Raw genomic sequence first — 25592 nt, 5'->3', positions numbered from 1 at the left:
CTCGGCTAACGACAGCCAATGCGCCTAGAAGCTCCAGGCGGAACCTGTTGGCTGGCGATCGCAGCAGCCTCTACCTTCGGTACGCTTCAAACGTCAAACAGTCGCTGGCGCTTTTCGGAGCGCGACCAAATTCGTAGTTAGAGGAAATAACAATATCTGTAAATCCAATGTGCTCAAGCACTAACTTAAACTCCTCAACGCCATACCAGCGCAGTGGGAAGCGTTGAAGTTCGGTTTGAACGAGTTGGCCATCGCGCCATTTTTCATACTTCAGATACGTCACCGTATATTGATTAAGAAAGTCAACTTCCACTAGTCTCGCTTCCATCGTAATGACAGCGCCATCGGGTGTCTGCCACGTTTTCGTCGAACTCGCGTGCATATCGAAATCAGTCTGTAGTTCAAGATCGAGCAGTAGTCGACCGCCGGGAAGCAAATGGTCGTAAAAACATTGCAGCGCCGCTAGCGAGTCGTCTCGTTTTTCCAGCAACATGAACGACCCCGCTGGAACGATAATCGCCTCGTATTTGTGAGGCAACGAGAAGTCCTGCATGTTTTCTTTGTACAGCAGAGGCGCTAATCGCCTTTCCTGACAACGCGCGCGGCACGAAGCGAGCATCTCCGGGGAATTGTCCATGCCGTCCACCGTTAATCCGGCCTCTAGCAGCGGGATCAAGAGCCGTCCCGAGCCGACCGCCGGTTCGAGAATGCGCCCGGTACATTCCCGTAACCGTTCCCGATAAAATTCTATATCGCCGAAAGAATGGCCGACAGGCTTGTCAATATCGTATACTTCTGTCGCTAGTTTACTGTAGGATGTGAACATGTCACTGCCACTCCTCACTTAGGGGTATCTCGTAAAATATTACCATAAATATAATCATTGACATAGGCGTGAGTGTTAATCGTCTGGACTATTCAACATTTCGCAGACGGTGCCACTGCTAGGGACGTCTATCAGCAAGACTGCAAAAAGTCGAGAATAAGGGCGCATTGATCGATGGCTGCGTTAAGTTTTTCACGTTCCTCACGTTCCTCATGTTCCTCACGTTCCGTAGGGGCATCGAGTGACTTATCCCCTACTCCTTCTCCTCCTCTTGCACCATCTGTACGATCTTCAAAGTGCCAACACGTACTGAGCACCGCATCGACAAACAAACAGCTAGCCATCGTCCGCTGCGATTCGCCGAACTTATGACTGAACACAGCGATCATTTCCTGGAGACAATTTGCCTTGTCCGCGGCGCTGACCATGTCCAACTGGTTCTCCATAAACCGCGCCGGCTCCAGACAGGGCACCCCAACAACTCCTTTCGGGTCGATCGCTTTCCAGCTTCCACCTTCATCCTGCAGTATGTTGTAGTGGTGCAAATCACCGTGCAACAGCACTTGCGGACGATGCGGCGCCGCTATTTCTTGAAACAACCTTTCGGCGGTAGCTATAAAATGAAGCATCTGTTCTCCGACCACATTTTCTTCCCGAGCCCTCTGAAATGCTCCTTCCAGCCATTCGCCGTAAGTCGGTAGCACGCAATCGGTTGGCGAAGGCACATATAACGTGGAAATCACCTCTGCAGCGATGGCGATGCGCTCACTGTTGCTCGCCAATGCTGTCAAATCTGTTCCGGGACGGATGCGTTCGATCAGTAACGCACCGAGCGCCTCACTAGTGTCATACAGCTTACACATGCGACGACCGTCGAAGAAGGACAGAGCCCTCATTTCCGTATACAACTCGGAATGTGGTACTCCGATTTTGAGTACGACCTCACCGAACGCAGGCGATTCCGCAAAACAGACGAAGTTGTAAGACAGTCTAGGAGCGGGGTGGCTATTCCGCAATTGCCATTTTTGTTGGCAAGCGTGCAAAAGGTGTGGCAAGTGATCCAACCACCGACGCCCTCGTTCGCCGAACGCGCGTTTTATTTGCGTTTTGAAATCTTCGTGTAGCTGCAATTTCTTTCCACCTCCCTCTTTACAAAGCGTAAATAAAAACGGTTTACTTTACAACTAGTCAGGAAAATGTTAGAGTGTAAAGTAGCTGTTTGCAATGCGAGAATTTTGAAACGCTTAATTTCCTATTTGGAGAACGGGGGATCCAACGGAGCGCCGACCGCTCCAGGGGTGAAGCTCGCAAACGTGAGCCGGGAAACTCTCAGTCCCGAACCCGTCAGCTAACCCCGTCAGCGTACCCGAGAGGTTGATCGCATAACACGACTTAAGGATGGGATCAATGCGGGATACGTCTTCCTTAGCTTCACTTAAAGGTTACAGTTGGTCGTCGTTAAAAAAAGACCTTATTGCCGGCGCAGTCGTCGGCATTATCGCCATTCCGCTCGGGATGGCGTTTGCCATAGCTGTTGGCGTAAAACCGGAATACGGGCTCTATACGACGATCGTCGCAGGTGTGCTCGTGTCGCTATTCGGCGGCTCAAGGTTTCAAATTGCCGGACCGACGGGTGCTTTTATCCCGATCTTGCTCGGTATTACGATGCAGTACGGCTATGAAAACTTGCTTATCGCCGGATTGATGGCTGGAGTTTTCTTACTGTTAATGGGTCTGTTTCGACTCGGATCGTACATTAAATTTATTCCGCGCTCGGTGACGATCGGCTTTACTTCTGGGATCGCGGTCATCATTTTTGCCGGGCAGATCGGCAATTTTTTGGGATTGGAAAATTTGAAAAAACACGAATTATTCATCGACAACATGCGGGAAATTGCCGCAAACGTCGCGGCATTTAACCCATACGCGTTAATCGTCGCCCTCATTTCCTTCGCCGTCATCTTATTGACACCGCGCCTGTTTCCGAAAATACCGGGATCCTTGGTCGCCCTCGTCGTCTCGACACTCGTCGCGGTGCTGTTCTTCAACGGTAAAGTGGCGACGATTGGTTCACAGTTCGGCGGGATCCCGAACAACCTACCCGTTCCCCAGTTGCCGGAAATCACTTGGGAGCGCATACAACAAATGTTCCAACCGGCGTTAATTATTGCCGCCCTCGGGGCAATTGAGTCACTACTATCTTGTGTCGTCGCCGACGGCATGACGAACACAAAACACAACAGTAACCGGGAACTGATTGGACAAGGACTGGCTAACATGGCCGTCCCGCTCTTCGGGGGCATTCCGGCGACGGGAGCCATTGCCCGCACGGCAACAAACATTAAGTCCGGCGCTGTCACTGCTTTCTCCGGCGTCATTCACAGTGTCGTCGTGCTCGTCATCGTGTTGCTCTTAGCACCTTACGCCGCCCACATTCCGTTAGCGAGTATGGCACCCGTCCTCATGCTCGTCGCGTGGAACATGAGTGGACGGCAAGAATTTATGCACGTCCTGAAAACGACGCGCGGCGACCGGCTCGTGCTCGTGACGACCTTTTTGCTCACAGTGTTCACGAACCTTACGCTCGCTGTACAAGTCGGCTTCGTGCTCGCCTTTATTTTGTTCGTCAAAAATATGAGTGACGTCCAAGAAGTACAGACGATCGCGCCCGATCATACGTCGCAGCATCGCAAGATGGTTTCCGACCCACAAGACTTGGGGCGTACCTGCCCGCAAATTAGCATTTTCACCGTTGAAGGACCTTTGTTTTTCGGGGTAGCCCAACTGTTCGAAAAACGAGTCATGGAAACGATCAACTTGAAACCGAAAGTGCTTATCTTGCGGATGAGTCGCGTCCCCTTTCTCGATGCGACCGGAGAAAGTTACTTGGCAAGTGTCGTCAAGCACTTTAAAAAACATAGCGGGTTGGTCATCATTTCCGGCATTCAGGAACAGCCTTTAGAAGTAATAAAAAAGTCGAGGTTGTACGATGCCATCGGCGCGAACAATTTTTTTGACCACTCGTATGAAGCGATCGATTACGCGACCGAGTGGATCGACAAACAGTTTTGCCGCACTTGTCCACACTTCGCCTTTCTCGAGTGCACGTCCTTGTCGGAAGAGACGCCGCCTACCACAGACAAACAGAAGACACTCGTATTACCACACAAACAAAGCATTTTAGGCGAATAAATTAGCCGTCTGCCTGAATAACGTTATACACGAGTAAATCTAGCTTCATACGCGAGTAAATCTAGCTTCGCCCCTTTACTAGGGGCGATTTCGGCTAGAGCGGCGTGTCAACGACAACCACCACTACGAGTATGTGCGCAAATACTCATAAATGTGCCTACCTACCGCCGCCATCGTCTGCCGTGCAACGAAATCGTCGACATCTCGCGACAATAGGGCGACAGTCATACAGCGATTACCAACGTAAAAAATACCGACGTCGTGGCGAATGCCCGTCACCCAACCCGTCTTGTGCGCCAACTCCCACGTCGGTAGTACGCTGATATATGGCGGGTTGTGCTCGGGCAAGTGCGCCGGCAAACAGTCGCGAAATTGCTGTTTCTTGAGGATTGCGATCATTTGCTCACACGCGTGTCTTGACAAAAATTTCCCGTGAGCCAGCCTAGCCAACAGACATGACATGTCCGCGGCGGTGATCACGTTGTAACCTTTGGTCTTCGCTGGCACTATCATTAATTTGTGGTGAAATTCACTGCGCGACATCCCTAGTTCGCGCATCGTTTCTCGAATGAACGGTTTCCCTACGGCGTCAATCAACACATTCGTCGCCGTATTGTCACTCTGAATGATCATTAGGGTGAGCAAATCGACAATCGGTAGCTGAATGCCGGGCGTCATGTGCTGCAACACGCCTGCTCCGCCGACGATGTCTTCTCGCATGAGCGTGACGCGGTCGCTTAACCGCAGATTACCCCGTGCGGCAGCGGCAAAAACGGCAGCCATAATCGGTATTTTGATTACACTAGCCGCATAAAAAAGTTCTTCCTCATTGTGGGCCCACTGCGTCTGCCGGTCCAAATCGTCGACGACAAGCGCCCACATCCCGCCCGCTTTTTCCATAAGTTGCTCTAACGTCTGCTTTAGTTGTTCCACGACAATCAACCTCATCTTTATTATTTACGTCGTTATTTACGCCACCGATCGTCATGCGTCCATTTGCTTTACCATAAACCATTGTGTCGCAGCTAACGTGAAACCGGCAACCTCTAGTTGGCGGACGACCGCCTCGTTGCCCGCTAAGAAATTGAATGTCGTCCGCTTACACGCCTTCTCAAAAGGAGTAAACACCTTACGTAACATTACATTAATCACTATTTCCGGTTCAGCTACATCTTCGCGCAACTGACATTGGTATAAGAGGATGGACGTCAATTGTCCCTCGTCGTCGTACACGCGCTTGTATAATGCGTAGCCGAGCACCTCGCCTGCTGCGGTTTGCACGACGAGCGATTGACCGTCGCGAATATTGGCCGATTGCGTTTGCCACGGGACAACGTATCGATAAAACGGTAACGTGCGCGCTGCCTGAGCCGACCCTTCAATCGCTCGGTAGTTACTGTTTTCGGTCACCGGAAAGGAATCCGCAGCCAGTCGTCCGCGGTGCTCTAAAAACAATAACCGATCGACGATTTCGTAGCCGATGCGCTTATAAAGAGATACGGCCGTTTCGTTCGTCGCAAACACTTCTAACGTAGCGATGCCTACCTTTTCTCGACGATAGAGGGCCATAGCTGCCTCCATTAAAGCCCTTCCAATTCCTTGTCCCCTAAAGGCAGTCGCGACACCCGTCCCACCGTTCCAGGCGATTTTCTTTCCTCCCACCGTTTTTACACCGTTCAATACGATCCCCGCAGGTGTATCTCCTACGTATGCGACGAGCGACAGCTCTGGAGACAATCCTTCTAACCCGAGGCGGGCAGTAAAACTGTCAGCAGTCTTAGTCATATTTACGACATAACCTTCAAAACTCCTGTTCCAAATATGTACAGCCTCGGCAAACGTACATTCTGTCAACGGTTTAATTACTATTTCCACTGTCATCCCCCTCTCGTTTTACGTACAAGACATGTCCAAAACGCGTAACTTCTCCCGCCGAACGTCTTCACACATAACGCTTTCAACGTCATTGACAACTGTTTGGCCCGACAACAGACGACTTCCGCCGATTCTCTCAACCAATCCTCTTAATGATAATATTCTGATTCGCGCAAGAAGACAGAACGACGTAGCAAGGAGGTGCGATCGTGAACAAACACTTACTGGGAAAGCTTACTTTTGACAACTGTGTCCAACCGTCGCCTTGTCGGCAAGAAGACGAATACGGCAACTTTACAGAGCCTCCCCAGCAGTCAGTAGCCGCCGATTGTAGCGAGTTGGAGCAATGGACAGCAACCGATCATAGCGAGCTGGATGGTTTACTGCAGCAATGGGCGGAAGGGGTTCGTCTCTCGCACGCCGAAGCGAGCGCTATAAAAACGGCGATTTTGGCGCGAGAAGAACAAGAAACACTCGGGTACGATTGGTGGTGCAACGTTTTAAAGCCTTACACATACCACCACGACACGCACAAACTACAAGTTGTACAACAAAGACAACTTGTGCAAGCGAACAGTGCGTTACTAAAGGGCTTGCAAGCATTGTCTATACCGCCGTTCAAAACAAAAAACACCGGCATTTTCCGCGGTTATGTCCAGTTAGCGCCAGATGGTCTAATTAGTGCGCCTTCTAATTAGCATCCGTCCATCTTAGCATCCCCCCATCCTAACTACCGACAACATGTGATTCTCAAGGGGGGGAGGGGAGTGCCAGCGACGCGTGTAGTACAAAAATAGATGGGCCATCATATGTCACATCCCCAAATACTTCGCACACAACTTGCGTGCGGTGGCAGCATCCTTCGTCCCGTGCACGAGGACGCGCCCATCCCGAAAGACGACAAGCCGGCATCCGTCAGCGCGGAAAGAAACGAGATGTGGGTTGGCCACTGCTTCCGGATCGATGCTCTTGGCCGCCTGCGCAACTGTCGCCAAATCCCAGCCGCGTACGTTGCGCAGGCGAATTTGGACCGTATCGCGCCCGCATAAAACAGCGGCGCTCGTCCCTTTTTGCTCACTTAAGTAAGGATAGACAGGCGATTTGCCACACACCGGACAATTAGCGCGCCGCTTTTTACCGACCTTGATTTCCACGTTTTCGTTTTTCCACAAGTCAAAAGAGACGAGCGTCTGCCGCAACTGCTTCTTATTGTGCGTCAGGAGCTTTAACGCTTCTGCCGCTTGATACGATGCCACCATTTGTGGCGCTGGCGCGATCACCCCCGTCGTGTCGCACGTTTCCCGCTGCGCAGGGATATCCTCCCCGAACACGCAGGCGAGACACGGCGTTTCCCCGGGGACGATCGTCAGCGACGCCCCGTACGCGCCGACGCACGCCCCGTAAAGCCACGGCAGACGTCGCTCGCAGGCGGCGTCGTTTAGTAAATAGCGTGTTTCAAAATTGTCCGTCGCGTCGATGACGACGTCGATGCCATCCAACAGTGCGAATACGTTTTCCGCCGTTACGTCGGTAACGAGCGGTTCAATACGCACATCGCTGTTGATGGCAGACAAACGCTTGGCGGCAGCGACCGCCTTCGGCTGCACGTCGCGCGCATCCTGTTCGTCGAACAACGGCTGCCGCTGTAAATTGGACCAGTCGACGTAATCGCGGTCGACTAAGCGAATCAGTCCGACGCCGGCGCGAGTCAACATTTCGGCATTCGGACATCCGAGTGCACCAGCACCGACGATGAGCACCGCCGACTGCCGTAACTGTTCGACCCCTTTTTTACCTATAGGAGAAAAAAGCGCTAAGCGCGAATAACGTTCCGTCATAAAAATAATTCCCTCCATCAGTCGACTAACCCCGACGTCCAGACAATCTCACGCCGTACGGTACAACGTCCTTACGGCGCCAATAACAATCTTAACAAGAATGGAAGAACGTCTCTTTGACGTCGAGTAGCTCGTACGCGATCAGTCGCGAACGTGCGCGAACGGCCAGTTGCCTTCCTTTAGACCACCTGTCCGCTAAATCCTCTCTCATTGTACACGAGGAGCCGCGTACATCTCAATGAGGTAGTAAGCCTCGTTTGTCCACGAGCTTCATTATTTACTTGCCCTGCAAGTTTGACTAATACAGGTGGATTTTACTTACAAAAAAAAGACACCCCGCAATTTAACGGCTAGTGTCTCTTCATTTCGATCGAGCTTGTCCCCGTTCGCTGGACAAACCTTCGTTGCTCCCCACCAGTTCCCCGCCTCACGACCTGCCTCACTGTTTTAAGCGCTGCAAGTGAAGGGCGAGAAATCCGACCTCGTCGTCCGGAAAAAGCAAATGAAGTTCGCCGTGTGCAATCCGGGCTAGCTCCTCGGCCAAGCGGTATGCGTCGGGAAAATCGCGACGAATGTTTTGGAGTAGCGGATTGTGCACAGACTCCCCTTCGCTAATACGCTTGAGCGCCGCGCTCAAGTGCGTCACGAGGCGGACGTAGTTGACACCCGTCTCCGGAAGATCAAATCCAGGCTGTTCCCGCACGTGTTGCACCATCTCGTGGATCAGGGTGGTAAACTCGAGTGTCTTCCAAGGTTTTTCTTCGTATAGCGCTGAGTGTAAATGCAGCGCGATAAAGGCGATTTCATCGTCTGGAATGGCTACCCCAAGTTCTTGTTCGATCAATGCTGCCCCTTTGACGGCGACGGCGTATTCATCGCTGTACAACGTCTGCACTTGATACCGAAACGGGTTGCGAATTTCCAAGTTGTTAGATAGCCGCTGTAGCGTAAAGTTTAGATGGTCGGGTAACGCGATGTGAATATGTTCGTTCACTGGCCCAAGCGTTTCCTCGGCCATGGCGATAATTTTTTCCGCGACTAACAAAATGTGCGCGTCCACTTGGGCGGCCATTTGGTTAAAGTTCTCCCTTTTTACCGGGTCGTCCAAGGAAAAGGTCTTTTCGATCCCGTCGTTGTCTGGGGCAATGCGCGTCCCCTTCTTTACGTTAAAGCCGAGCCCTTTGCCGATTAAAATAATTTCCTTCCCTCTAGCGCCTTTCACTAATACGACGTTGTTGTTAAACGCTTTAATAACGGTAAATTGTTTGTTCTTCGACCGGAGCATCGCGGTACACCATCCTCACTTTCCAGTTGCCCACTTGCCGCACTTCCACGTTCTGACTCCCGGAGAGACAACGTCGCCGAACCTGTCTGTCCAAGGCGTACACATTCGTGCCATCTCCATAGAAGCGAACAAAATTCCTGTCTTATAACGATGCCCTCTCATATACGCTCGTACTACCTCTATATATACAACGGAACAGCGCACATATTACCGTGCGCTGTAAAAAAACCTTATGCGTATTGTCTCTATTTATTGTACCCGCCGCCCAAACCGTCTGCAAGTTAGTTCCGTCTTTGCGCCAGCTGTTCCAGGGCTTGGCGGATGCGACCGCCGTTCGCATCTAAACTCTTGGTAGCGACTTCCTCGCTTACGTCCGCTAATAGCATGACGATCGCAACCTTTACGTTGCCACTGGCTGCGCGATACGTACGTGTCGCTGTTTCCTTGTCGACTCCAGTAACGTCGCGGATGATGTTGAGCGAGCGCGTACGCAACTTTTCGTTCGTCGCTTGCACATCGACCATTAAGTTGCCATACACCTTGCCCAGTTTCACCATCGTCGCCGTCGTAAGCATGTTAAGCACGAGTTTTTGTGCTGTACCCGCTTTTAAACGGGTCGAACCGGTGAGAACTTCCGGCCCGACGGGGATCTCGATAGCGATGTCCGCCAGTGCACCGATGCGCGACGGGGAGTTACAACTGAGGGCAATCGTCTTTGCCCCGACCGTTTTCGCATACGTGAGGGCACCGATGACGTAAGGTGTACGCCCACTGGCGGCAATCCCGACGACGACGTCTTCCGGCTGTAGCCGACGCTGTGCCAAGTCATCCCGCCCAAGCTCGGTATCGTCTTCGGCCCCTTCGATCGCCTCGCGGATGGCGTGGTCGCCGCCAGCGATGATTCCTTGTACGAGTTCCGGTGCCGTACCAAATGTCGGCGGACATTCAGAGGCGTCCAAAATGCCGAGACGCCCACTCGTACCGGCACCGACATAAAATAGTCGCCCGCCTTGCGCCATTTGCGCACTAATGAGGTCGACTGCTTGCGCAATGACGTCTAGGTTCTTGCCAACAACGGCAGGGACAGTTTGATCTTCATCGTTCATGCACTGTAAAATTTCAATAGTGGACAGTCGGTCCAAATTTTCCGACCCTTTATTTCTTTGTTCCGTCGTGAGAGACGCACAGTTGTTGTCTGTCATTGTGCTTTCCTCCAATTACTGTTCGCATTTCCCCAAGCAAACCACGGCACCTCTGCACCTACGCATCTCCTTCGCCTTCAGTAGCAAACACGAAGGACGTGTTTGGCCCAATGAAGGAAAGCAGTGGACGATCGGCTGCAACGACTCGCCCCACCACGTTGACGCGTGAGTCGGCGGGTAAGTCCGTCCGCGCGATTTGCAGCTCGCCCGCGTAGCGACCGTACGTTTCGTTGTCGATCGTCACCGTGCCTTTAGGACGCGCTGCGGCATGAAACGGTTTAATCTGCAAGCCGTTAGCTTGTGCATAGGTGCGACTCGTCTCGGAACGGACGACGCATCCGGACACGTCACTACGTTGCACGTGCGTCTGTTCCATTAACTGGCGCGCCGCAGGTGGCACGTCTGCCGACCACTCCACCCGCAACGGAATGACGCCCGCGGCGACTTGTGCCGCCGCTTCCCATTCGGATTTTCCCGGCGCCGGATCGCCGAAGTAGACGATATCGGTCAAGCCGTCTGCTAGCAGTTCGGCAACAGCCACCGCTGTAGGTGTATAGCGATGCGCTTCGACCGACGGCAAGCCGGCAAAGACAGGGCCGCGCGGCACCCGGTGCGCTGGGAGAAAGGACCCGACGCGCAAGCCGTAGGCGCGGCACAAGCGGCTTTTTTTACGGTAAAAGTCGAGCGACAACCCTGTCTCCGGACGCGGATAAAAGTTGTGGATGGCTGTTACATTCGCTAACGGCAGACCGTTCTCCTGCCATTCCGCGAGCTGTTTTTCGCTGACGGTGCTCGCGTTAATGACGAGGGAGACGCCGTCGTGACGCGCGATCGCCTGCATCTCTTGCAATGTAAAGCCGTAATCGAGCCGGAGCGCGTGAATGCCGAGCGCAAGCAAAGGTTCGATATTGTCCGGCGTCGCTCCAAACCGTTCAAAGGCGAGCGGACTAACGTCGGCCGTCACTCGCATCCCTTGTGCGGCCGCCTGCTTTAACAATTGTTGTAAAGACGCCCAGTCGTCTGCACTCGCCTCAGGCAAGTGCAGCGACGTAAACAGGTGGCGGCAGCCTTGCCGCTGCGCTTGTTGCAAATGCTGCGCCGCTTCGGCGACGCCGAGAGAAGGATAAAGCGATTGTCCGAGCAAAGCCACAGTGCACGCCTCCTTAAGATGTTTTCGTCAAGCTAGGCATATCGGCGTCTGGCGCAAAGTTGGTCGCCATCTCTTCCTTGTAGCCGAAAAAGTACGTCACGACAAATCCGCCTAAGTAAGCGAGGAATATCCCGATCAAGTAGTGCGGAATCATTGCCGGCGTCTTCATTAAAAACGTCAGCGGCAGTCCGGAAACGCCGAATCCACTCGTCGCCGTCGCCATAACTGCTTGATAGGCGCCGCCGAAGCTCGCCCCGATACAAGCCGTAATAAATGGCCGCCCGAGCGGCAATGTCACCCCGAAAATAAGTGGTTCCCCAATTCCTAAAATACCTACCGGAAGCGCCCCTTTAACGACGTTGCGCAGTTTTTCGTTGCGCGTTCTGAAGTAGATGGCGAACGCAGCGCCGACTTGCCCGGCCCCGGCCATCGCCAAAATTGGCAACAGCGGGTTCATCCCCGTGCTGTCTAAAAATTGCGCGTGGATGGGCGCTAAGCCATGGTGTAAGCCCGTCATGACGAGGGGTAGGAACGTCCCTGCTAAGATCGCTCCGGATAGGGCCCCCCCTTGATCAATGAGCCACTGTAAGCCGTAAGTGATACCGTCAGAGGCCCAGCCGCCGAGCGGCTGTAGGACAAAATACGTCGCAAAACCAGTGACGAGTAAAGCGAGTGTCGGCGTGACGATAATGTCGATCGCCGCTGGCACATACTTGCGTATCCTTTTTTCGATAACGGCGATAAACCACGCCGCTAACATCGCCCCGATCAGACCGCCGCGACCGGGAACGAGGTCGATCTGCAGTGAGCCCAACTGAATGACTAGCCCTTCAATGGCCGGGTTAATTAATAAGATCCCGGCGGCGCCCCCTAATGCCGGCGTACCGCCGAACACTTTTGCCGTGTTAATCCCGACAAACACCGCCAAGTAACCGAAGACGCCCCAACCGATCACATTAAGTAACTTGATCAAGATGTGCTCTGGATCCGCCCCCGACTGGATGACGATGTTGTTGACTCCCGCAATGACCCCGCTGGCGACGATGGCCGGAATGAGCGGTACGAAAATGTTTGCCAGCTTACGTAAAAACAGTTTAAACGGGGTGCGGTTTTTATCTTTAATTTGTGCTTGTAAATCTTGTACTTCTCCCGCTGTCAATCCTGTGACTCGCGCGATTTCTTGTGTAACTTTCGTTACGATCCCCGGTCCGAGAATGATCTGCCATTCGCCGGCCGAGTCGACGACACCCATAACACCGCTGATCGCCGACAGTTTTTGTTTGTCCATTTTGCTCTCGTCACGGAGCATCACTCGGAGCCGCGTCATACAGTGGTTGACAGAGGCAATATTATCTTTTCCACCTAGCACGTCTAAAATTTGCTGCGCCAACCGTTGTTCCTTAGACAATGTCATAACCTCCCAATCGTTTTTTGTGGTTGAAATTAAAAAGGCACCAACGAAGGGAAGGAAGTTAATTCCTTCTCCCATCCGTTGATGCCTGCCGAACAGTAACACACGAATAAGTCATGTATGCATTTTTAATTCAACCACTACCTGTAGTCTACTAAATGGCGCGCGTAACCGTCAAGCCTATCGCACATTCGTACGATTATTGACAAATGTCCCCAGCTGTATTACTCTTAGGTTAATCAAAAGTGGATACCTTGTCACTTTGAGGTGTGTCACTGATTCGATCAGGCATAAACCGAGAAAAAATCACGTTATTTTTTCTCGGTTTTTATGTTTTATATTCCCATTAAAAATGAACGCAAAGGAAGGTTCACATGCTCAAACTATTCAATTTCAACAAGAAGAAACTGACGTTACTCGCACCGTTTTCTGGAGAAATCGTTCCGTTAACCGACGTGCCGGACGACGTTTTTTCATCAAAAATGTTAGGAGACGGCATTGCACTCGCCCCACAGTCGGCGTCCGTTTGTGCACCGGCAGCCGGGAAAATTGTCCAAGTAGCTCCAACGTTGCACGCCATCGGCTTACAAGCGAAAGGGATTGATCTGTTACTCCACCTCGGCATCGATACGGTCAACTTGGAAGGCACGGGCTTTCAGTGTGCAGTAGCGGCGGGTGACACGGTAAAGGCTGGGGAGCAGTTAATGACGGTCGACTGGGAGCAAATTAAACCGCGTGTCCCGTCGATTATTACGCCACTCGTCGTCACGAATATGGACGCAGTCGCGGAGATCGAAGTTGTCGCGATAGGCGGTCGCGTAGAGGTTGGCGACGAATTGCTGTCGCTCACTTTAAACTAACGTTCTAGCTCTCGTACACAATCGTTAACCTGCCATCGAACGTGCAATAGAGCCGCGTCTATGTACGCAGCTTGTCGGTGATGCAGCATGCCACCGCGCCTCGAAGCTAAGGGCTTTAGAACTTGGTAACTTCGGAACTTATAAAATTTTTCAGTTTTGGAGTTATGGAGTTTTGGAGCTGGGCTTCGAGGTTAAAAAAGGTCCTGAAAAAGAAAAAAGATGTGGTTTCCGTGACCACATCGCTGATTAAGGGGGTTTTTCATCGTGCTTATAGCATAACAGGGGAATGTTACAGTAAGATTACAGAGACTTTACAAGTTGTTAATGTACGCCACCTCTATACACACGAGTTAAAAGCGAAAAGCGACGCCGCTTTCCGGAACAAAGCCTTTAATCCCTTTCGCCTCTAGCTTGCACACGAAGGCGTGCGGGTCTTGTTCGATCACCGGAAACGTGTTGTAGTGCATCGGAACGACAGCTTTAGCCCCGACCCATTCGGCCGCAATGACGGCGTCGTCTGGCCCCATCGTAAAGTTGTCGCCGATCGGCAGCATCGCCAAATCGACGTTTTCAAATTCGCCGAGTAATTTCATATCGCCGAACAGTGCGGTGTCACCCGCATGGTAAATTGTTTTGTCGCCGAGGAACAACAACAATCCCGCTGGCTGTCCAGTATAAATGAATGTCTCTTCACCGTCCGGCTGGTAAGCGGAACCGTGAAACGCTAGCGTCATCTTGACGCGGCCAAAATCAAATCGGTAGCTGCCACCGTGTTGCATGCCGTGTGCTTTCACACCTTGCCATTCCATGTACGTCGCCAGTTCGAACGTGGCGATCACCGTCGCGTCGTTCTGTTTCGCAATCGCTACCGTGTCGCCGACGTGATCGTTGTGGCCGTGCGTCAGTAAAATATAATCGACCTTGACGTCTTTCGCCGCTTTTTTGGCCAGCGGATTGCCGGTTAAGAACGGGTCGATAATGAGCCGCGTCCCTTCGTGCTCAATTTCAAAACAACTTTGCCCGTGCCAAGTCATGTTCATTCCGGCATGTCTCCTTCCGCGAAGTGAAAAATGTCTTGCAGTGGCTCGCTCATAATTTGCTGAATGTCGGCCGTTATGACGCTAAGGCGCTGCATCAGCTCTAAGTACTGCACTAACAACGGCTCTTGCTGCAATTTTGCTACCTGTTCGTTCAGTTTGTTTACGTCTTCTTCGCTCGGGCTCTCTCCTTGCATCTGTTTCGCCTGTAGGGCAAACTGTTGTTGCTGAAACGCCAGTAACAACTTTTTTTGCTCCGGATTAGTTTCGATCTGCTGACTAATCTCCCGCAATTGGACAACCTCCGGCGCCTGGCGCAGTTCTCGCGCGAGCGCGTGTGCCTTATCGTACACGTTTCCCATACCATCACTCCTTCCCCTCTAGTATAAGGGTTCTGGTGCCTAGAGGCTACTGTCGCCCACGGCTACTACGACTATTACTACTATAGCGCTAACGGCCCATGCACACTTCACACTACACACTACACACTCCACACTTCACGCTACATGCAACGCGCGCTCACCCGAATAACGAGACGAACACCCCTTGCAACAGACCGATGAAGGAACCGATGAGCACGCCGATCCACGTAATCATTCGCAGTTCGCGCCGCGCCACTTGCACAATCATTTCTTCCAACATTGGCAGACTAAACGTCTCCACTTGCTCGCGCACTAACCGATCGAGCTGCAACAACTCGAGTAACTCCTCAGCCCGCGCGCCGATCGTTTGCAAGATGTAAGGCACCGTCCTCTCCAACAACCGGTGGATCGTCTCCGTACGCACAGCCGAGGGAGCGGCGGTGTGGCGCGTCCACCAAGCGACGACATCGCGCACCTTCAATTCGTAGAGCGCCTCTGTTCCGTGGGCGAGTAACGCGCGCGTCAGCGTAAGCCCCTGCGGTGAAGCGAGTGCCTGTACGAGCCACTCTTGCCCTTTTTCGGCGGCGCGCCGTTCGTCGAACAGCGTACTCGTTACTTTCCCGACCCAGCCGCGCGAACGCGTCCATTCGCTGTATATGCCCCGGAGCGCCAACGAGCCTTCCTCACTCGTCAAAAAGCGAATGAGCGCCCGGTTGAGCTGCAGAGCCCATTCCGTGCCCAACTGTTCAATTTCTAAGCGCCATTCACTCGTGACGAGATCGCCAAGGCACATTTCCTGCTCTAAGTCTAACGACGCTTCTTCCTGCTCTAGTAGCGAGAGCACCCACTGTTTCACCCGGTGCTGCGCCTTGCAAGCCTCCCACTCCCGCGCGAGCCACTTCGTCAACTGCTCCTTTGCGTTTGCACTTCCCGTCACGCGGCGAATCGCCTCACCGTTAATGAGGTATTCCCGCACCGTTCGCCCTAATTGATACGCTAACTCTTGCCGCCGTTTCGGGATGAGACCCGGGGTGAGCGGGAGCTGCCACGAACCGATCTGTACGGCGTGATAAGGGCGAAATAACATGGCGATCGCTAAGCGGTTCGTCCCACCCCCAATGATTCCGCCGACAACCGTACTCATCATCAAAAAAAGCAACATTTGTGCTAGTACCCCCCAAGTCTATCCCCAATTCAGCCTCTTTTTTTCACTGTCGTTTACTCGCCTACATATTATGAAGTAGTTTATGCGGAGGGGATCTTCATGAATCAGGTTAAATTGCAGCTGTTCATCAGCCCCGACACCACTTTTCCTACAGACGTCGACTTCGTTCTCCCCCAACTATTAACGAAAAAGTGGCGCCTATCGTCAAGGGAACCGCTCGTCGTATCGTGCGGATCTGCTTCTAATATCGTGCGCGTCGCCCCTAGTCAACGGGCAAATAAAAGCCGTATGCTGCGGATGCGCGCTTCCCTCGCACGCTTACTCGGCCTATACGGGGACGGAGCTGTTAATATTCGCTATTTTCCGCAACACCACCGCTTACAACTCGGTCCGCTCTTAGGGGTGCTTACGAACGGCATTAACAGCCAAGCGGCGCACGACCAGCGTTTCGGCAGTATGACCCGCTTTTACAACGAATGTCAACAAGCCGCCCTATTGCGCGGCATCCGCCTGTACGTATTTACCGCAGAAGACCTTGACGTACAAGGGAAACAAATAAACGGTTGGGTCAATGTTAACGGCTGCTGGGAGCAACATAAGTGTCCCTTGCCCGAAGTCGTATACAACCGGATTACTTCCCGCCGCATCGAAGCAGGCGAACACTTACAGCAAAAAATCCAATGGCTCAAGCGCCGCTACCCCGTCCAACTGTTCAATGAACAGTTCTTAGATAAATGGCAAGTCCATAGCGCCTTGTGGCACGATGCAAAAATGCGTCCCATCCTCCCAGTAACCAGGCCCTACGATAAAATTATGCAATTGCGAGATATGCTTAAGCAATACGAAACGGTGTATGTCAAGCCGGTCAATGGCAGTTTGGGGCAAGGCGTCATGCGCTTGACGTCCAAGGGCGGCCGTTATCACATGCAGTATACCACTTTAAACAGCACGATAACCAAAAAAGATTTATCTCTTAAGGAAGTCGCCCAACACATGGCGCGTCGTAGCCGGCAAGGAAAATATTTAATGCAGCAAGGGTTGCAACTAATCACCTCGCTCAATCGCAACATCGATTTTCGCGCCCTCGTGCAAAAAAATGGCCGTGGCCAATGGACGATTACGTCGATCGTCGGTCGCATCGCCGCCGATACGAGTATCGTCTCTAACTTGGCCCGCGGTGGCACCATTGCGCCGGTGTCGCACATTTTACAGCAAGTCGATCCGAATTTGCCGAAACCGACACTCCCTAGCTTGCGCGGCTGCGCCCTACAAGTCGCGCACGTCTTTGAGCAGCAAATTAACGGCCACTTCGCCGAACTCGGCATTGATTTAGCAGTCGATAAAAAGGGTAAAGTTTGGCTGCTAGAAATTAACTCTAAGCCGTCGAAAACAGACGATGCGATTGCGAATGCAGAGCTGCTCATCCGTCCTTCTGTCCACAAAACGATGGATTACACCTTATACGTCACTAAATTCCCACTAAAAAGCCGTTCGAGGTCGATTCGCACCAAAACGAAGGTGATCCGATGAGACGCCTCACCAAGCCACTACCAAACAGGCAGCGTCGCGCGAACGCACTCGGTATTATCGTCTGTTCGACGAACAAGTACCCGCCTTTTTCCGAGCGCGTCTATTACGAACAGCTCTCGCGGATCGGCAGGCGACTCGGAATCGCGGTCGTCGTCTTTAGCCCGAAACACATCGATTGGCGCACCCGCCGCGTACGCGGTTACCGTCACCATCACGCGACTAACAAGTGGGTGAAAGTTGAGACAGACATACCAGGGGTCATTTACGACCGCTGTTTTTACGTCACGAGTGCGCATTACTTAAGTTACAAGCCGTATGTGCAATTAATTGAGCGCGACCCGTTTACGGAGCTACTGGGACTGTCGCTGAAAGGAAAGTGGCAGCTGGCGCAAATCGTCTCCCGCGCGCCTAATCTTACGGCCTACATGCCGTCGACCGAACGTTACACGAAACCGACAGACGCCGAAAAATATTTACACCAATACGGCGCCTTTGTCGCTAAGCCAAGTGGAGGTAGTCAAGGGAACGGCATTGTCGCTATTTTTCACCACAAACAAGGAAATACGTATGCCGTCCTCGGCCGGAGCAAAAAGAACGAACCACTCGCACACACATTCGCCACAGAAACGACAACCTTCGCCTGGTTACACCAATTTATCGGAAAGAGCCGATACATTTTACAACCGTACCTCCACTTGCATACGCCGGACAACACCCCGTTCGACGTTCGCGCGTTAATGCAAAAAGACGAACGACGGACGTGGCAACTAACCGGGATGGCGGTGCGTACGGGAAATCGACGTTCCTTGACATCGAATTTGCATGGGGGTGGAAAAGCCGAGCCGTTCGCCCCGTTCTTGCATAAGCTGTCGTTCGACGCGGAGACGATGCGGCAAATCGAACGACACGTGCACACGATTTGTAAAGAGGTGCCACCGCTCATCGAACGCGAGCACGGCCGTCTTTGTGAATTGGGGATCGACATCGGCATCGATCGTCAGGGGCGCGTTTGGCTACTCGAAGTTAATTCAAAACCGGGTCGCCACTCGTTTCAACAAGCAGGCACGAAAGACATATACTACACTGCAGTTAAACGCCCGATGCTTTACGCCCATTCATTACTGCAAAGTAAGTAGGAGGATCATCATGAACTCGTACGTATGTCGCCTTCATCGCCTGCGCTCGGCACCGACGAAGGCTGTCGTTATGACACCCGCGATCATGCGCAAGCTCGGTTGCACGGCAGGTTCTTCTGTACGTCTTTGCTGCGGCAATAAAGAGCTGATCACCCGCATCGCCTCTATTAAAGGTAAAAAAGAAGAGGTGATCTATTTACCCGCCTCTGTCGCCGCGGAACTCTCCTTACCGCCGATCTCCGCCGCGCGCGTCATATTTCACAATCGGACGCTCCGCCTAGGGCCGGTCATCGGCATTTTGACGACTGGGTTCACCGGTTCACCACTAAAACCGTTCGGAGCGCGGACATCCCTCTTCAAACAATTTCTCGTCGCAGGACTAGCAGACGGACCGATTTTTTTCGTCTTTACACCGGCCATGGTCGATTGGCAGAACGAAACAGTTACTGGATGGTTTATCCACTATCACCCGGCGCATAAACAATACGTATGGCGGGCGGAACGCACACCGCTCCCCGATGTCGTCTACGATCGCGTGCCGAACCGCAAACAAGAGATGGAACCGTCCGTCGTCGCCTGTAAAGAGCGCCTCTTAAACCACCGACATAACATTCGCTGGTTTAACCAAGGGTTCTTCAACAAGTGGCATATTCATGAGCAATTGTACAATCACCCGGTCGCGTCTCAGTACATTCCGGAAACGATTCATTCGCCGCGCGTCAAAGAGTTGCAAGAGATGTTAAACCGCCATCAAATGCTCTACTTAAAGCCGAGCAGCGGTAGCTTGGGGCTTGGGATCATCCGCATTACACAGCAAGCGAAAGGCAGCTATTACTGCCGTTACCACTCCTTACAGCGTAACGTCCTCAAACGGTTTACATCTCTCGATAAACTCGTGCGCTATTTCTTCTCTCAGCAAGCGACACGCATGGACCGCTATATCGCACAACAAGGTATTCGCCTCATCCGGCACGAAAACCGCGCCGTCGACTTTCGCCTGCACATGCACAAAAATGCCTGCAATGAATGGAAATTAGCAGGAACGGCGGCAAAAGTTGCTGGCACAGGCAGTGTCACGACTCACGTTCGCACGGGTGGATCGGTCATTCCCGCGCACGAACTGTTTCGGATGCACTACGGGTCTTCCGGTCCACAATTGCAAAAAAAATTGGAACAGGCAGCAGTCGCCATTGCACAAGCGCTTGAAGGGACGACCCCCGGGTTATTAGGTGAATTAGGGATGGATATGGGGATCGATACCCACCAGCGCGTCTGGCTCTTCGAAGTGAACGCCAAACCGGGACGGCACATCTTTTACCATCCCGACCTGCGTTCTGCGGGACGGCAATCGGCGCGCTTTATTACCGAATATAGCCTAAAGTTAGCTGAATTCATCTAATGCCTTTACACACAAGCGACATGCGGCTGGCGGGCTACGGGGGGAAGTGGCAAATAAGTATGCTGCATGTGCTGTACTAGTAACAAGGGGGACGTGCATCTCAATGACGAACAAGAAACTCGAGCGACTCGTCTGGACAAGAGAACAGACGTGGTACGTATACGTGCCACACCGTACACAAAGAACGCGCAGTGAAGAACGTGCACGCGAACGCAGTAAACTGAGTAACCGAAGCAAACAAAACCACCTGAGCAAGCCGGGTCGCGAAAATAACCAAGCGGTTAACCGACCCGTAACGGTCACCTTTGGCGCCGGAGGAGATCAATTGGCCATCTCCTCGCGGCTACCATTCCCAGACGAGCTAATTTTTCCCGTGCAACCGCTACGCGTAAGCGTTAACGACTGGCGCGTTTCGCCGCTCATCGGCATTTTAACGTCCACATATCACAGCAAACCGGGCTTTCGCGGCAACAAAGCCAATTTCAGTGATATTGTGCAAACGGGGCGCCGCATGGGCGTACTCGTTTTCGTCTTTACTCCGGAAGGGGTCGACGAAAATACCGCGCAAATCGAGGGATACACGCATCACCCAAACGGCAATCAGTGGGTTCGCTGCACATTTCCTTGGCCCCACGTCGTGTACAACCGCATCCCCGACCGCTTGTCTGAACAACGGTCAGCGGAGCAACAGGCGCTGCAACTTTTTTCGGCCTCAAGCAAAACAAGGCTGTTTAACCCGTCTTTTTTCGATAAACAACGCCTCGTCCAGTGGAGTGAAGACGACGCCTTCTTGCAGCGTTATGTGCCGCACACGCGCGAGTGGGGCAGCGAGCAGACACTCGCGGACATGTTACGACAATACCCGCTCGTTTACGTCAAACCGGCGCACGGCCACGCCGGGGTCGGCATTATGCAAGTGCAACAAAAAGGTACACAATACCGCTTAACAGTTGTAACCGGCAACGCCAAACAATTAAAGCGCTATCGGACAACGTCACTCAAAACGTTATACAAGCAAATCGACGCACTCTCCCGCGGCAAGCGCTACATGATTCAACAAGGGATCGTCCTCCTGCGCTACGACGGGTGCCCCTTCGATTTACGCGCCCTCGTACAAAAAAACGGTAACGGCCAATGGACGGTAACAGGTGTCGGCATCCGCATCGCCGATGCACACGGCATAACGACCCACGTCCCCCGCGGCGGGCGGATCGGCGCAGTCAAGCACGTCCTGCCGCGCGTCTTCGGTACCGCGGCGCGGAGTGTCTACGAGCAGGCGGTTACGACATCGGTGTTAATTGCCGAACGGATTGAACAGCAAAGTGGGCAAATGTTAGGCGAGATGTCGCTCGACTTAGGGCTCGACCTAGAACGCCGTTTTTGGTTGTTTGAAGCGAACGCCAAACCGATGAAGTTCGACGAACCGCACATTCGCAAACGCTCCCTCGAACGACTCATTCAATATGCCGATTACTTAGCGAAGCGAGGCGAAACCGTTGGTCATCCGCGACATTCCTCTACGAATGCTCGATAAATACCGCAGCCGCCTACTGCTTTTTTTGCGCAAGTACGGTGACCAGCGCCTCACGCACAAGGCGCTGCGCTGGTTGCGCGATTTACCGCTAGGCCGCGAACATCTCGGTACAGCAATCGCTGTCGCCGTACACAACAAACAGTTAGTCGGCATCATCGCCGTCGGCAAATACGGCGTCGACGAAGCGATCATCGCGGTAAAACCGACTGCTCGCAATAAAGGCGTAGCCAAGCAGCTCGTCTCTTTCATCGTCAACAGGCTTGGACGCATGTACGCGCGCGTCGCCGTCGACAATACAGCAAGCTTAAACTTGTGCTTCTCCATGAACATGGTCGCCTTCGACATGTTTACAGGGGTAACGGGAAAACCGACGCTTTGGCTCGGTGCGGGCGACTGGCGCCGCGAGGAAATAGAGGGAATCATTAATAAATAGGAAGGCGGTATACGACGCCTTCCTATTTTTTTACATACGCTGTTTTATTCATTTCTCACTTGCGATTCACCACGTGGAGCTTTTATAGCCTGCACTGTTTCTCGTTGCGAACAACAAGATTGAATGTGTCTTATTACTTTAGCACCCGTTTGGCCGTAATGTAGGCGCGGTTCAACCAACCTTTGTTCAAACTGTCGTAGCGCACGCCACCCGGTCCATATGTGTGTAAAAGGAGACCGTTGCCAGCGTAAATACCTACGTGACCGACGCGCCCTTTTGATTTACTCGTCGAGAAAAAGACGAGGTCACCTTTTTGCAATTGATTGCGAGGTACGTACTTCCCGACTTGCGACTGTTGACGCGACGAACGGGGCAAGTAAACGTTATGTTTCGCGTACACCGTTTTGACGAACGACGAGCAGTCAAACGTCCGCGTTTGCCCGTATCGTGCCCCGAACTGGTACGGTGTGCCTATGTACTGGTTTCCCGTAACAATAATTTTGTCAGCTACTGTTTGCGACGACGGCGCACTAGTAGGTGTTGCCGCGTAAGCTTGTCCACTCCCTACCGAAAAGATCAACCCGAATGCAACTGTCACCGCGATTGCAAACGTACCGACTGATTTTTTTGCCTTTGAAAACATGTCTTCACACCATCTCCTCTTTTGTTATCCCACTTGCGGAATGTCCCCCCGGATGTTCTTACGGCGACATCTTTGGTGGGTTCGTCCGCGAAGTACCCCCATGTTAACACAACAATTATCCGAATTAGCACAGCAATAGTTTCCATTTATTTTCCAACTTTTTTTTTTGAAACTTGTCGTTGTCTCTTCTCGTTTAAAATCAAATGGGAAACTGTTGGGTGCCTTTTCGCGAAATAGAATCTTCGACTATTGGTACAGAAACAGCTTTCATCCCATAGGTACACTCTTTTGATACGTTTGCATACGGTACATGCCACCTCGTAGAATGAGGCTTATCGGGACATCCTTCACCGCCGAACGTGTTAAAATTAGCAGGAGAACATTGGACACAGGTGAAATTATTGGCAGTCACACAATGGTAATTTTGGCCACCCCATTGCAGGTTGGTATAATTTAAGTTGGTTTTGTTAGGGGGGATTGCATGCAAATCGCTGTCGGCTCCAAAAATCCGGCGAAGGTGGACGCGGTGCGTCTCGCTTGCCACGACTTACAGCTAGGCGGCACTGTCGTCGGCATCGCTGTCGCTTCCGGCGTGTCCAAACAGCCCTTTTCTGACGAAGAAACGATTACTGGGGCGATCAATCGCGCGCGTGCGGTATTACAACAGATGAGGGTACAACACTCGGAGTCGCATGACGCGGAAGGGTTCAATCACACGGAATTACATCGCGCATACGGCGAACCGTTGGCGTACGGGATCGGACTCGAAGGCGGGGTCGTCGAGACGCCCCACGGTTTGTTCGTCTGCAACTGGGGGGCTGTCGTATGTAGCGACGGCGCGGTCGGCATCGGCGGCGGGCACCGCGTGCAACTGCCGCCTGCCGTCGCCGAGCAGCTGCGCGGTCGGCATCGGCGGCGGGCACCGCGTGCAACTGCCGCCTGCCGTCGCCGAGCAGCTGTATCAAGGAAAGGAACTCGGGACAGTGATGGACGAGTGGACGGGCGCACGCAATGTAAAGCAACGCGAAGGGGCAATCGGCGTGCTGACGGACAACCGCATCACGCGCGTAGCCATGTTCCGCGACGTCGTCATTTGTGCGTTTGCACGGTTTGTGAATCCGGAGTATTATAATCATTGAACCTCTCACGTTATCGGTGACGAGAGTTCTCGGGCGACCTTGTAGCTACAAAGAATTAGCTATATCAAGGAGCTACATCAAAGTAGCCCTCAAAGCAGCTACATCATAAAAAAAGCCCCCTCCTGTAATGGCGTGGTAAAGGAGAGGGTACAAAAAAGTAGCGATTTTCGTAACCTAAAGGGAATGGGGGTGGGCAGTACCCCCTTCCCGCTGCCTCAACTGCTGGTTAGTCGCATAACCACTTTTGAGACGAATGAATGGGGTAACCGATGAGGAAACGATTAAATAAACTGTTCCTCTTCGGTCGAACCCGTCAGAGCGGTTGTCGACGACGTGCCACCCGTAATCACTTGCGCGACTTCGTCAAAATAACCGGTGCCGACTTCGCGTTGGTGTCGCGTCGCCGTGTAGCCGCTCGCCTCATTGGCAAATTCTCGTTGCTGTAATTCCGAATATGCCGTCATCCCGTGATCCCGATAAGCAGACGCTAATTCAAACATGCTGTTGTTGAGCGCGTGGAATCCAGCGAGCGTAATGAACTGGAACTTGTAGCCCATTTTTCCGAGTTCTTGCTGGAACGAAGCGATCGCCGCATCGTCGAGCTTCTTCTTCCAGTTAAACGAAGGCGAACAGTTGTAGGCGAGCAGTTTTCCAGGGTACTTGCTGTGAATTGCCTCGGCAAACTGGCGCGCTTCCGCGATGTTCGGCTCCGACGTCTCGCACCAGAGCAAGTCGGCGTAGGGTGCATAAGCGAGTCCGCGGGCAATCGCCTGTTCAATGCCAGCCTTTACCTTATAAAACCCTTCTGTCGTGCGTTCGCCAGTCATAAACTTGTGGTCGCGGGAATCGACGTCACTCGTCAGCAAGGTCGCCGCGTTCGCATCCGTGCGGGCGACGATGAGCGTCGGCACACCCATTACGTCAGACGCGAGCCGTGCTGCAACTAAGTGTTGAATCGCCTGCTGTGTCGGAATGAGCACCTTACCGCCCATGTGGCCACATTTTTTCTCCGACGCGAGTTGGTCCTCGAAGTGAACCCCTGCTGCGCCAGCTTCAATCATCGATTTCATCAGTTCAAACACGTTTAAATGTCCACCGAACCCGGCTTCGGCATCGGCGACGATCGGCGCAAACCAATGTTTCCCGCTGTTTCCTTCCGAGTGGTCAATTTGGTCTGCACGCTGTAGCGCTTGGTTGATGCGCTTGACGACGTGGGGCACACTGTTTGCCGGATACAAGCTTTGGTCGGGGTACATCTGTCCGGCCAAGTTCGCATCGGCCGCCACCTGCCACCCGCTCAAGTAAATCGCTTTAAGACCCGCCTTCACTTGTTGCACCGCTTGGTTACCGGTCAACGCGCCGAGGGCGTGCACGTAATCTTCTGTGTGCAACAGCTCCCACAGCCGCTCCGCACCCATTTGCGCTAGTGTGTATTCGATTTGCACCGACCCGCGCAGGCGAACGACGTCGTCTCCTGAATAGGGTCGTTCAATCCCTTGCCAGCGGCTATACGTCTCCCAGCTCTCCTCCAACTTGCGCGCTTCCTCACTTTTCGTCATAACAGTTTCTCCTCCT

At 52.8% G+C, this 25592-nt stretch carries 23 protein-coding genes, 1 pseudogene and 1 riboswitch; of the genes and pseudogenes, 10 read left to right on the top strand and 14 right to left on the bottom strand.

Features of this window, described 5'->3' with window-relative positions; genetic code table 11:
• Window positions 1-70: 70 nt before the first annotated feature.
• Both BN1247_RS00480 and BN1247_RS00475 read right to left on the bottom strand, forming a co-directional pair.
• A complete protein-coding gene (locus tag BN1247_RS00480; RefSeq protein WP_054948606.1) occupies window positions 71-826 on the bottom strand; it encodes a class I SAM-dependent methyltransferase in 756 nt (251 codons plus the stop codon).
• Window positions 827-957: 131 nt separating this feature from the next.
• Window positions 958-1956 carry an aminoglycoside phosphotransferase family protein gene (locus BN1247_RS00475; RefSeq protein WP_054948605.1) on the bottom strand — a complete coding sequence of 333 codons (999 nt, stop codon included), beginning with the start codon at window positions 1954-1956 and terminating at the stop codon, window positions 958-960.
• A 101-nt stretch (window positions 1957-2057) separates the two neighbouring features.
• A riboswitch (cyclic di-AMP (ydaO/yuaA leader) is annotated at window positions 2058-2204 on the top strand.
• Window positions 2205-2233: 29 nt separating this feature from the next.
• Between BN1247_RS00475 and BN1247_RS00470 the strand changes: the two genes are divergently transcribed.
• Entirely contained in the window at window positions 2234-4018 is a 1785-nt protein-coding gene (locus tag BN1247_RS00470) for a SulP family inorganic anion transporter (protein WP_054948604.1), read from the top strand.
• Between the two features lie 123 nt (window positions 4019-4141).
• Here the strand turns inward: BN1247_RS00470 and BN1247_RS00465 are convergent, their stop codons facing one another.
• Both BN1247_RS00465 and BN1247_RS00460 read right to left on the bottom strand, forming a co-directional pair.
• Window positions 4142-4951 carry a serine hydrolase gene (locus BN1247_RS00465; RefSeq protein WP_231633047.1) on the bottom strand — a complete coding sequence of 270 codons (810 nt, stop codon included), beginning with the start codon at window positions 4949-4951 and terminating at the stop codon, window positions 4142-4144.
• A 51-nt stretch (window positions 4952-5002) separates the two neighbouring features.
• Window positions 5003-5893, bottom strand: coding sequence for a GNAT family N-acetyltransferase (locus BN1247_RS00460; protein ID WP_187119681.1), 891 nt, complete (start codon window positions 5891-5893; stop codon window positions 5003-5005).
• Window positions 5894-6102: 209 nt separating this feature from the next.
• Here BN1247_RS00460 and BN1247_RS00455 point away from each other — a divergent pair, with 209 nt between their 5' ends.
• A complete protein-coding gene (locus tag BN1247_RS00455; RefSeq protein ID WP_054948601.1) occupies window positions 6103-6591 on the top strand; it encodes a hypothetical protein in 489 nt (162 codons plus the stop codon).
• A 114-nt stretch (window positions 6592-6705) separates the two neighbouring features.
• Here the strand turns inward: BN1247_RS00455 and BN1247_RS00450 are convergent, their stop codons facing one another.
• From BN1247_RS00450 to BN1247_RS00430, 5 genes are all read right to left on the bottom strand, one after another.
• The gene (locus BN1247_RS00450) at window positions 6706-7731 is read right to left on the bottom strand and encodes a ThiF family adenylyltransferase (protein WP_054948600.1); all 1026 of its coding nucleotides are present in this window, start codon (window positions 7729-7731) and stop codon (window positions 6706-6708) included.
• A 439-nt stretch (window positions 7732-8170) separates the two neighbouring features.
• Window positions 8171-9016, bottom strand: coding sequence for a PRD domain-containing protein (locus BN1247_RS00445; protein ID WP_054948599.1), 846 nt, complete (start codon window positions 9014-9016; stop codon window positions 8171-8173).
• A 281-nt stretch (window positions 9017-9297) separates the two neighbouring features.
• Window positions 9298-10218 (bottom strand): N-acetylmuramic acid 6-phosphate etherase, encoded by a 921-nt coding sequence (murQ, locus tag BN1247_RS00440; RefSeq protein ID WP_054948598.1) that lies wholly within the window; start codon window positions 10216-10218, stop codon window positions 9298-9300.
• A 58-nt stretch (window positions 10219-10276) separates the two neighbouring features.
• Entirely contained in the window at window positions 10277-11368 is a 1092-nt protein-coding gene (locus BN1247_RS00435; RefSeq protein WP_054948597.1) for a MupG family TIM beta-alpha barrel fold protein, read from the bottom strand.
• Window positions 11369-11381: 13 nt separating this feature from the next.
• Entirely contained in the window at window positions 11382-12776 is a 1395-nt protein-coding gene (locus BN1247_RS00430) for a PTS transporter subunit EIIC (protein WP_054948596.1), read from the bottom strand.
• Window positions 12777-13153: 377 nt separating this feature from the next.
• Between BN1247_RS00430 and BN1247_RS00425 the strand changes: the two genes are divergently transcribed.
• Window positions 13154-13639: a PTS sugar transporter subunit IIA gene (locus BN1247_RS00425; protein ID WP_054948595.1), complete on the top strand. Its 486-nt coding sequence runs from the start codon at window positions 13154-13156 to the stop codon at window positions 13637-13639.
• Window positions 13640-13989: 350 nt separating this feature from the next.
• Here the strand turns inward: BN1247_RS00425 and BN1247_RS00420 are convergent, their stop codons facing one another.
• The 3 genes from BN1247_RS00420 to BN1247_RS00410 form a co-directional block, all read right to left on the bottom strand.
• Window positions 13990-14679, bottom strand: a complete 690-nt coding sequence (locus tag BN1247_RS00420; protein WP_054948594.1) for a metal-dependent hydrolase — start codon at window positions 14677-14679, stop codon at window positions 13990-13992.
• Entirely contained in the window at window positions 14676-15038 is a 363-nt protein-coding gene (locus BN1247_RS00415) for a YlbF family regulator (protein WP_054948593.1), read from the bottom strand. Before BN1247_RS00415 ends, BN1247_RS00420 begins: the two co-directional genes overlap by 4 nt.
• 157 nt (window positions 15039-15195) lie before the next feature.
• Window positions 15196-16200: a DUF445 family protein gene (locus BN1247_RS00410; protein ID WP_054948592.1), complete on the bottom strand. Its 1005-nt coding sequence runs from the start codon at window positions 16198-16200 to the stop codon at window positions 15196-15198.
• A gap of 102 nt (window positions 16201-16302) precedes the next feature.
• Between BN1247_RS00410 and BN1247_RS00405 the strand changes: the two genes are divergently transcribed.
• The 5 genes from BN1247_RS00405 to BN1247_RS00385 all read left to right on the top strand — a co-directional run bounded on the left by BN1247_RS00405 (window position 16303) and on the right by BN1247_RS00385 (window position 22235).
• Window positions 16303-17733, top strand: a complete 1431-nt coding sequence (locus BN1247_RS00405) for a YheC/YheD family endospore coat-associated protein (RefSeq protein ID WP_054948591.1) — start codon at window positions 16303-16305, stop codon at window positions 17731-17733.
• Window positions 17730-18869: a YheC/YheD family endospore coat-associated protein gene (locus tag BN1247_RS00400; protein WP_054948590.1), complete on the top strand. Its 1140-nt coding sequence runs from the start codon at window positions 17730-17732 to the stop codon at window positions 18867-18869. The genes BN1247_RS00405 and BN1247_RS00400 overlap by 4 nt, the downstream gene beginning before the upstream one ends.
• Before the next feature lie 10 nt (window positions 18870-18879).
• Window positions 18880-20268, top strand: a complete 1389-nt coding sequence (locus BN1247_RS00395; RefSeq protein WP_054948589.1) for a YheC/YheD family endospore coat-associated protein — start codon at window positions 18880-18882, stop codon at window positions 20266-20268.
• A 103-nt stretch (window positions 20269-20371) separates the two neighbouring features.
• The gene (locus tag BN1247_RS00390) at window positions 20372-21802 is read left to right on the top strand and encodes a YheC/YheD family endospore coat-associated protein (RefSeq protein WP_054948588.1); all 1431 of its coding nucleotides are present in this window, start codon (window positions 20372-20374) and stop codon (window positions 21800-21802) included.
• Window positions 21792-22235: a GNAT family N-acetyltransferase gene (locus BN1247_RS00385; protein ID WP_054948587.1), complete on the top strand. Its 444-nt coding sequence runs from the start codon at window positions 21792-21794 to the stop codon at window positions 22233-22235. The genes BN1247_RS00390 and BN1247_RS00385 overlap by 11 nt, the downstream gene beginning before the upstream one ends.
• A gap of 133 nt (window positions 22236-22368) precedes the next feature.
• On the opposite strand, the gene BN1247_RS00380 is transcribed toward BN1247_RS00385, so the two are convergent.
• The gene (locus BN1247_RS00380; protein WP_074011014.1) at window positions 22369-22878 is read right to left on the bottom strand and encodes a C40 family peptidase; all 510 of its coding nucleotides are present in this window, start codon (window positions 22876-22878) and stop codon (window positions 22369-22371) included.
• Window positions 22879-23359: 481 nt separating this feature from the next.
• On the opposite strand from BN1247_RS00380, the pseudogene BN1247_RS18070 reads away from it, so the two are divergent.
• A pseudogene (locus tag BN1247_RS18070) lies at window positions 23360-23722 on the top strand (DUF84 family protein); the annotation flags it as partial.
• A gap of 142 nt (window positions 23723-23864) precedes the next feature.
• Window positions 23865-24017, top strand: a complete 153-nt coding sequence (locus BN1247_RS18065; RefSeq protein WP_390622015.1) for a DUF84 family protein — start codon at window positions 23865-23867, stop codon at window positions 24015-24017.
• Window positions 24018-24298: 281 nt separating this feature from the next.
• On the opposite strand, the gene aceA is transcribed toward BN1247_RS18065, so the two are convergent.
• The gene (aceA, locus tag BN1247_RS00370) at window positions 24299-25576 is read right to left on the bottom strand and encodes an isocitrate lyase (protein WP_054948585.1); all 1278 of its coding nucleotides are present in this window, start codon (window positions 25574-25576) and stop codon (window positions 24299-24301) included.
• Window positions 25577-25592 lie beyond the last annotated feature (16 nt).

The sequence above is a fragment of the Numidum massiliense genome, assembly GCF_001375555.1.
GTDB classification, from domain to species: Bacteria; Bacillota; Bacilli; order Thermoactinomycetales; family Novibacillaceae; genus Numidum; species Numidum massiliense.
This window is presented reverse-complemented; position numbering and strand designations above follow the sequence as displayed.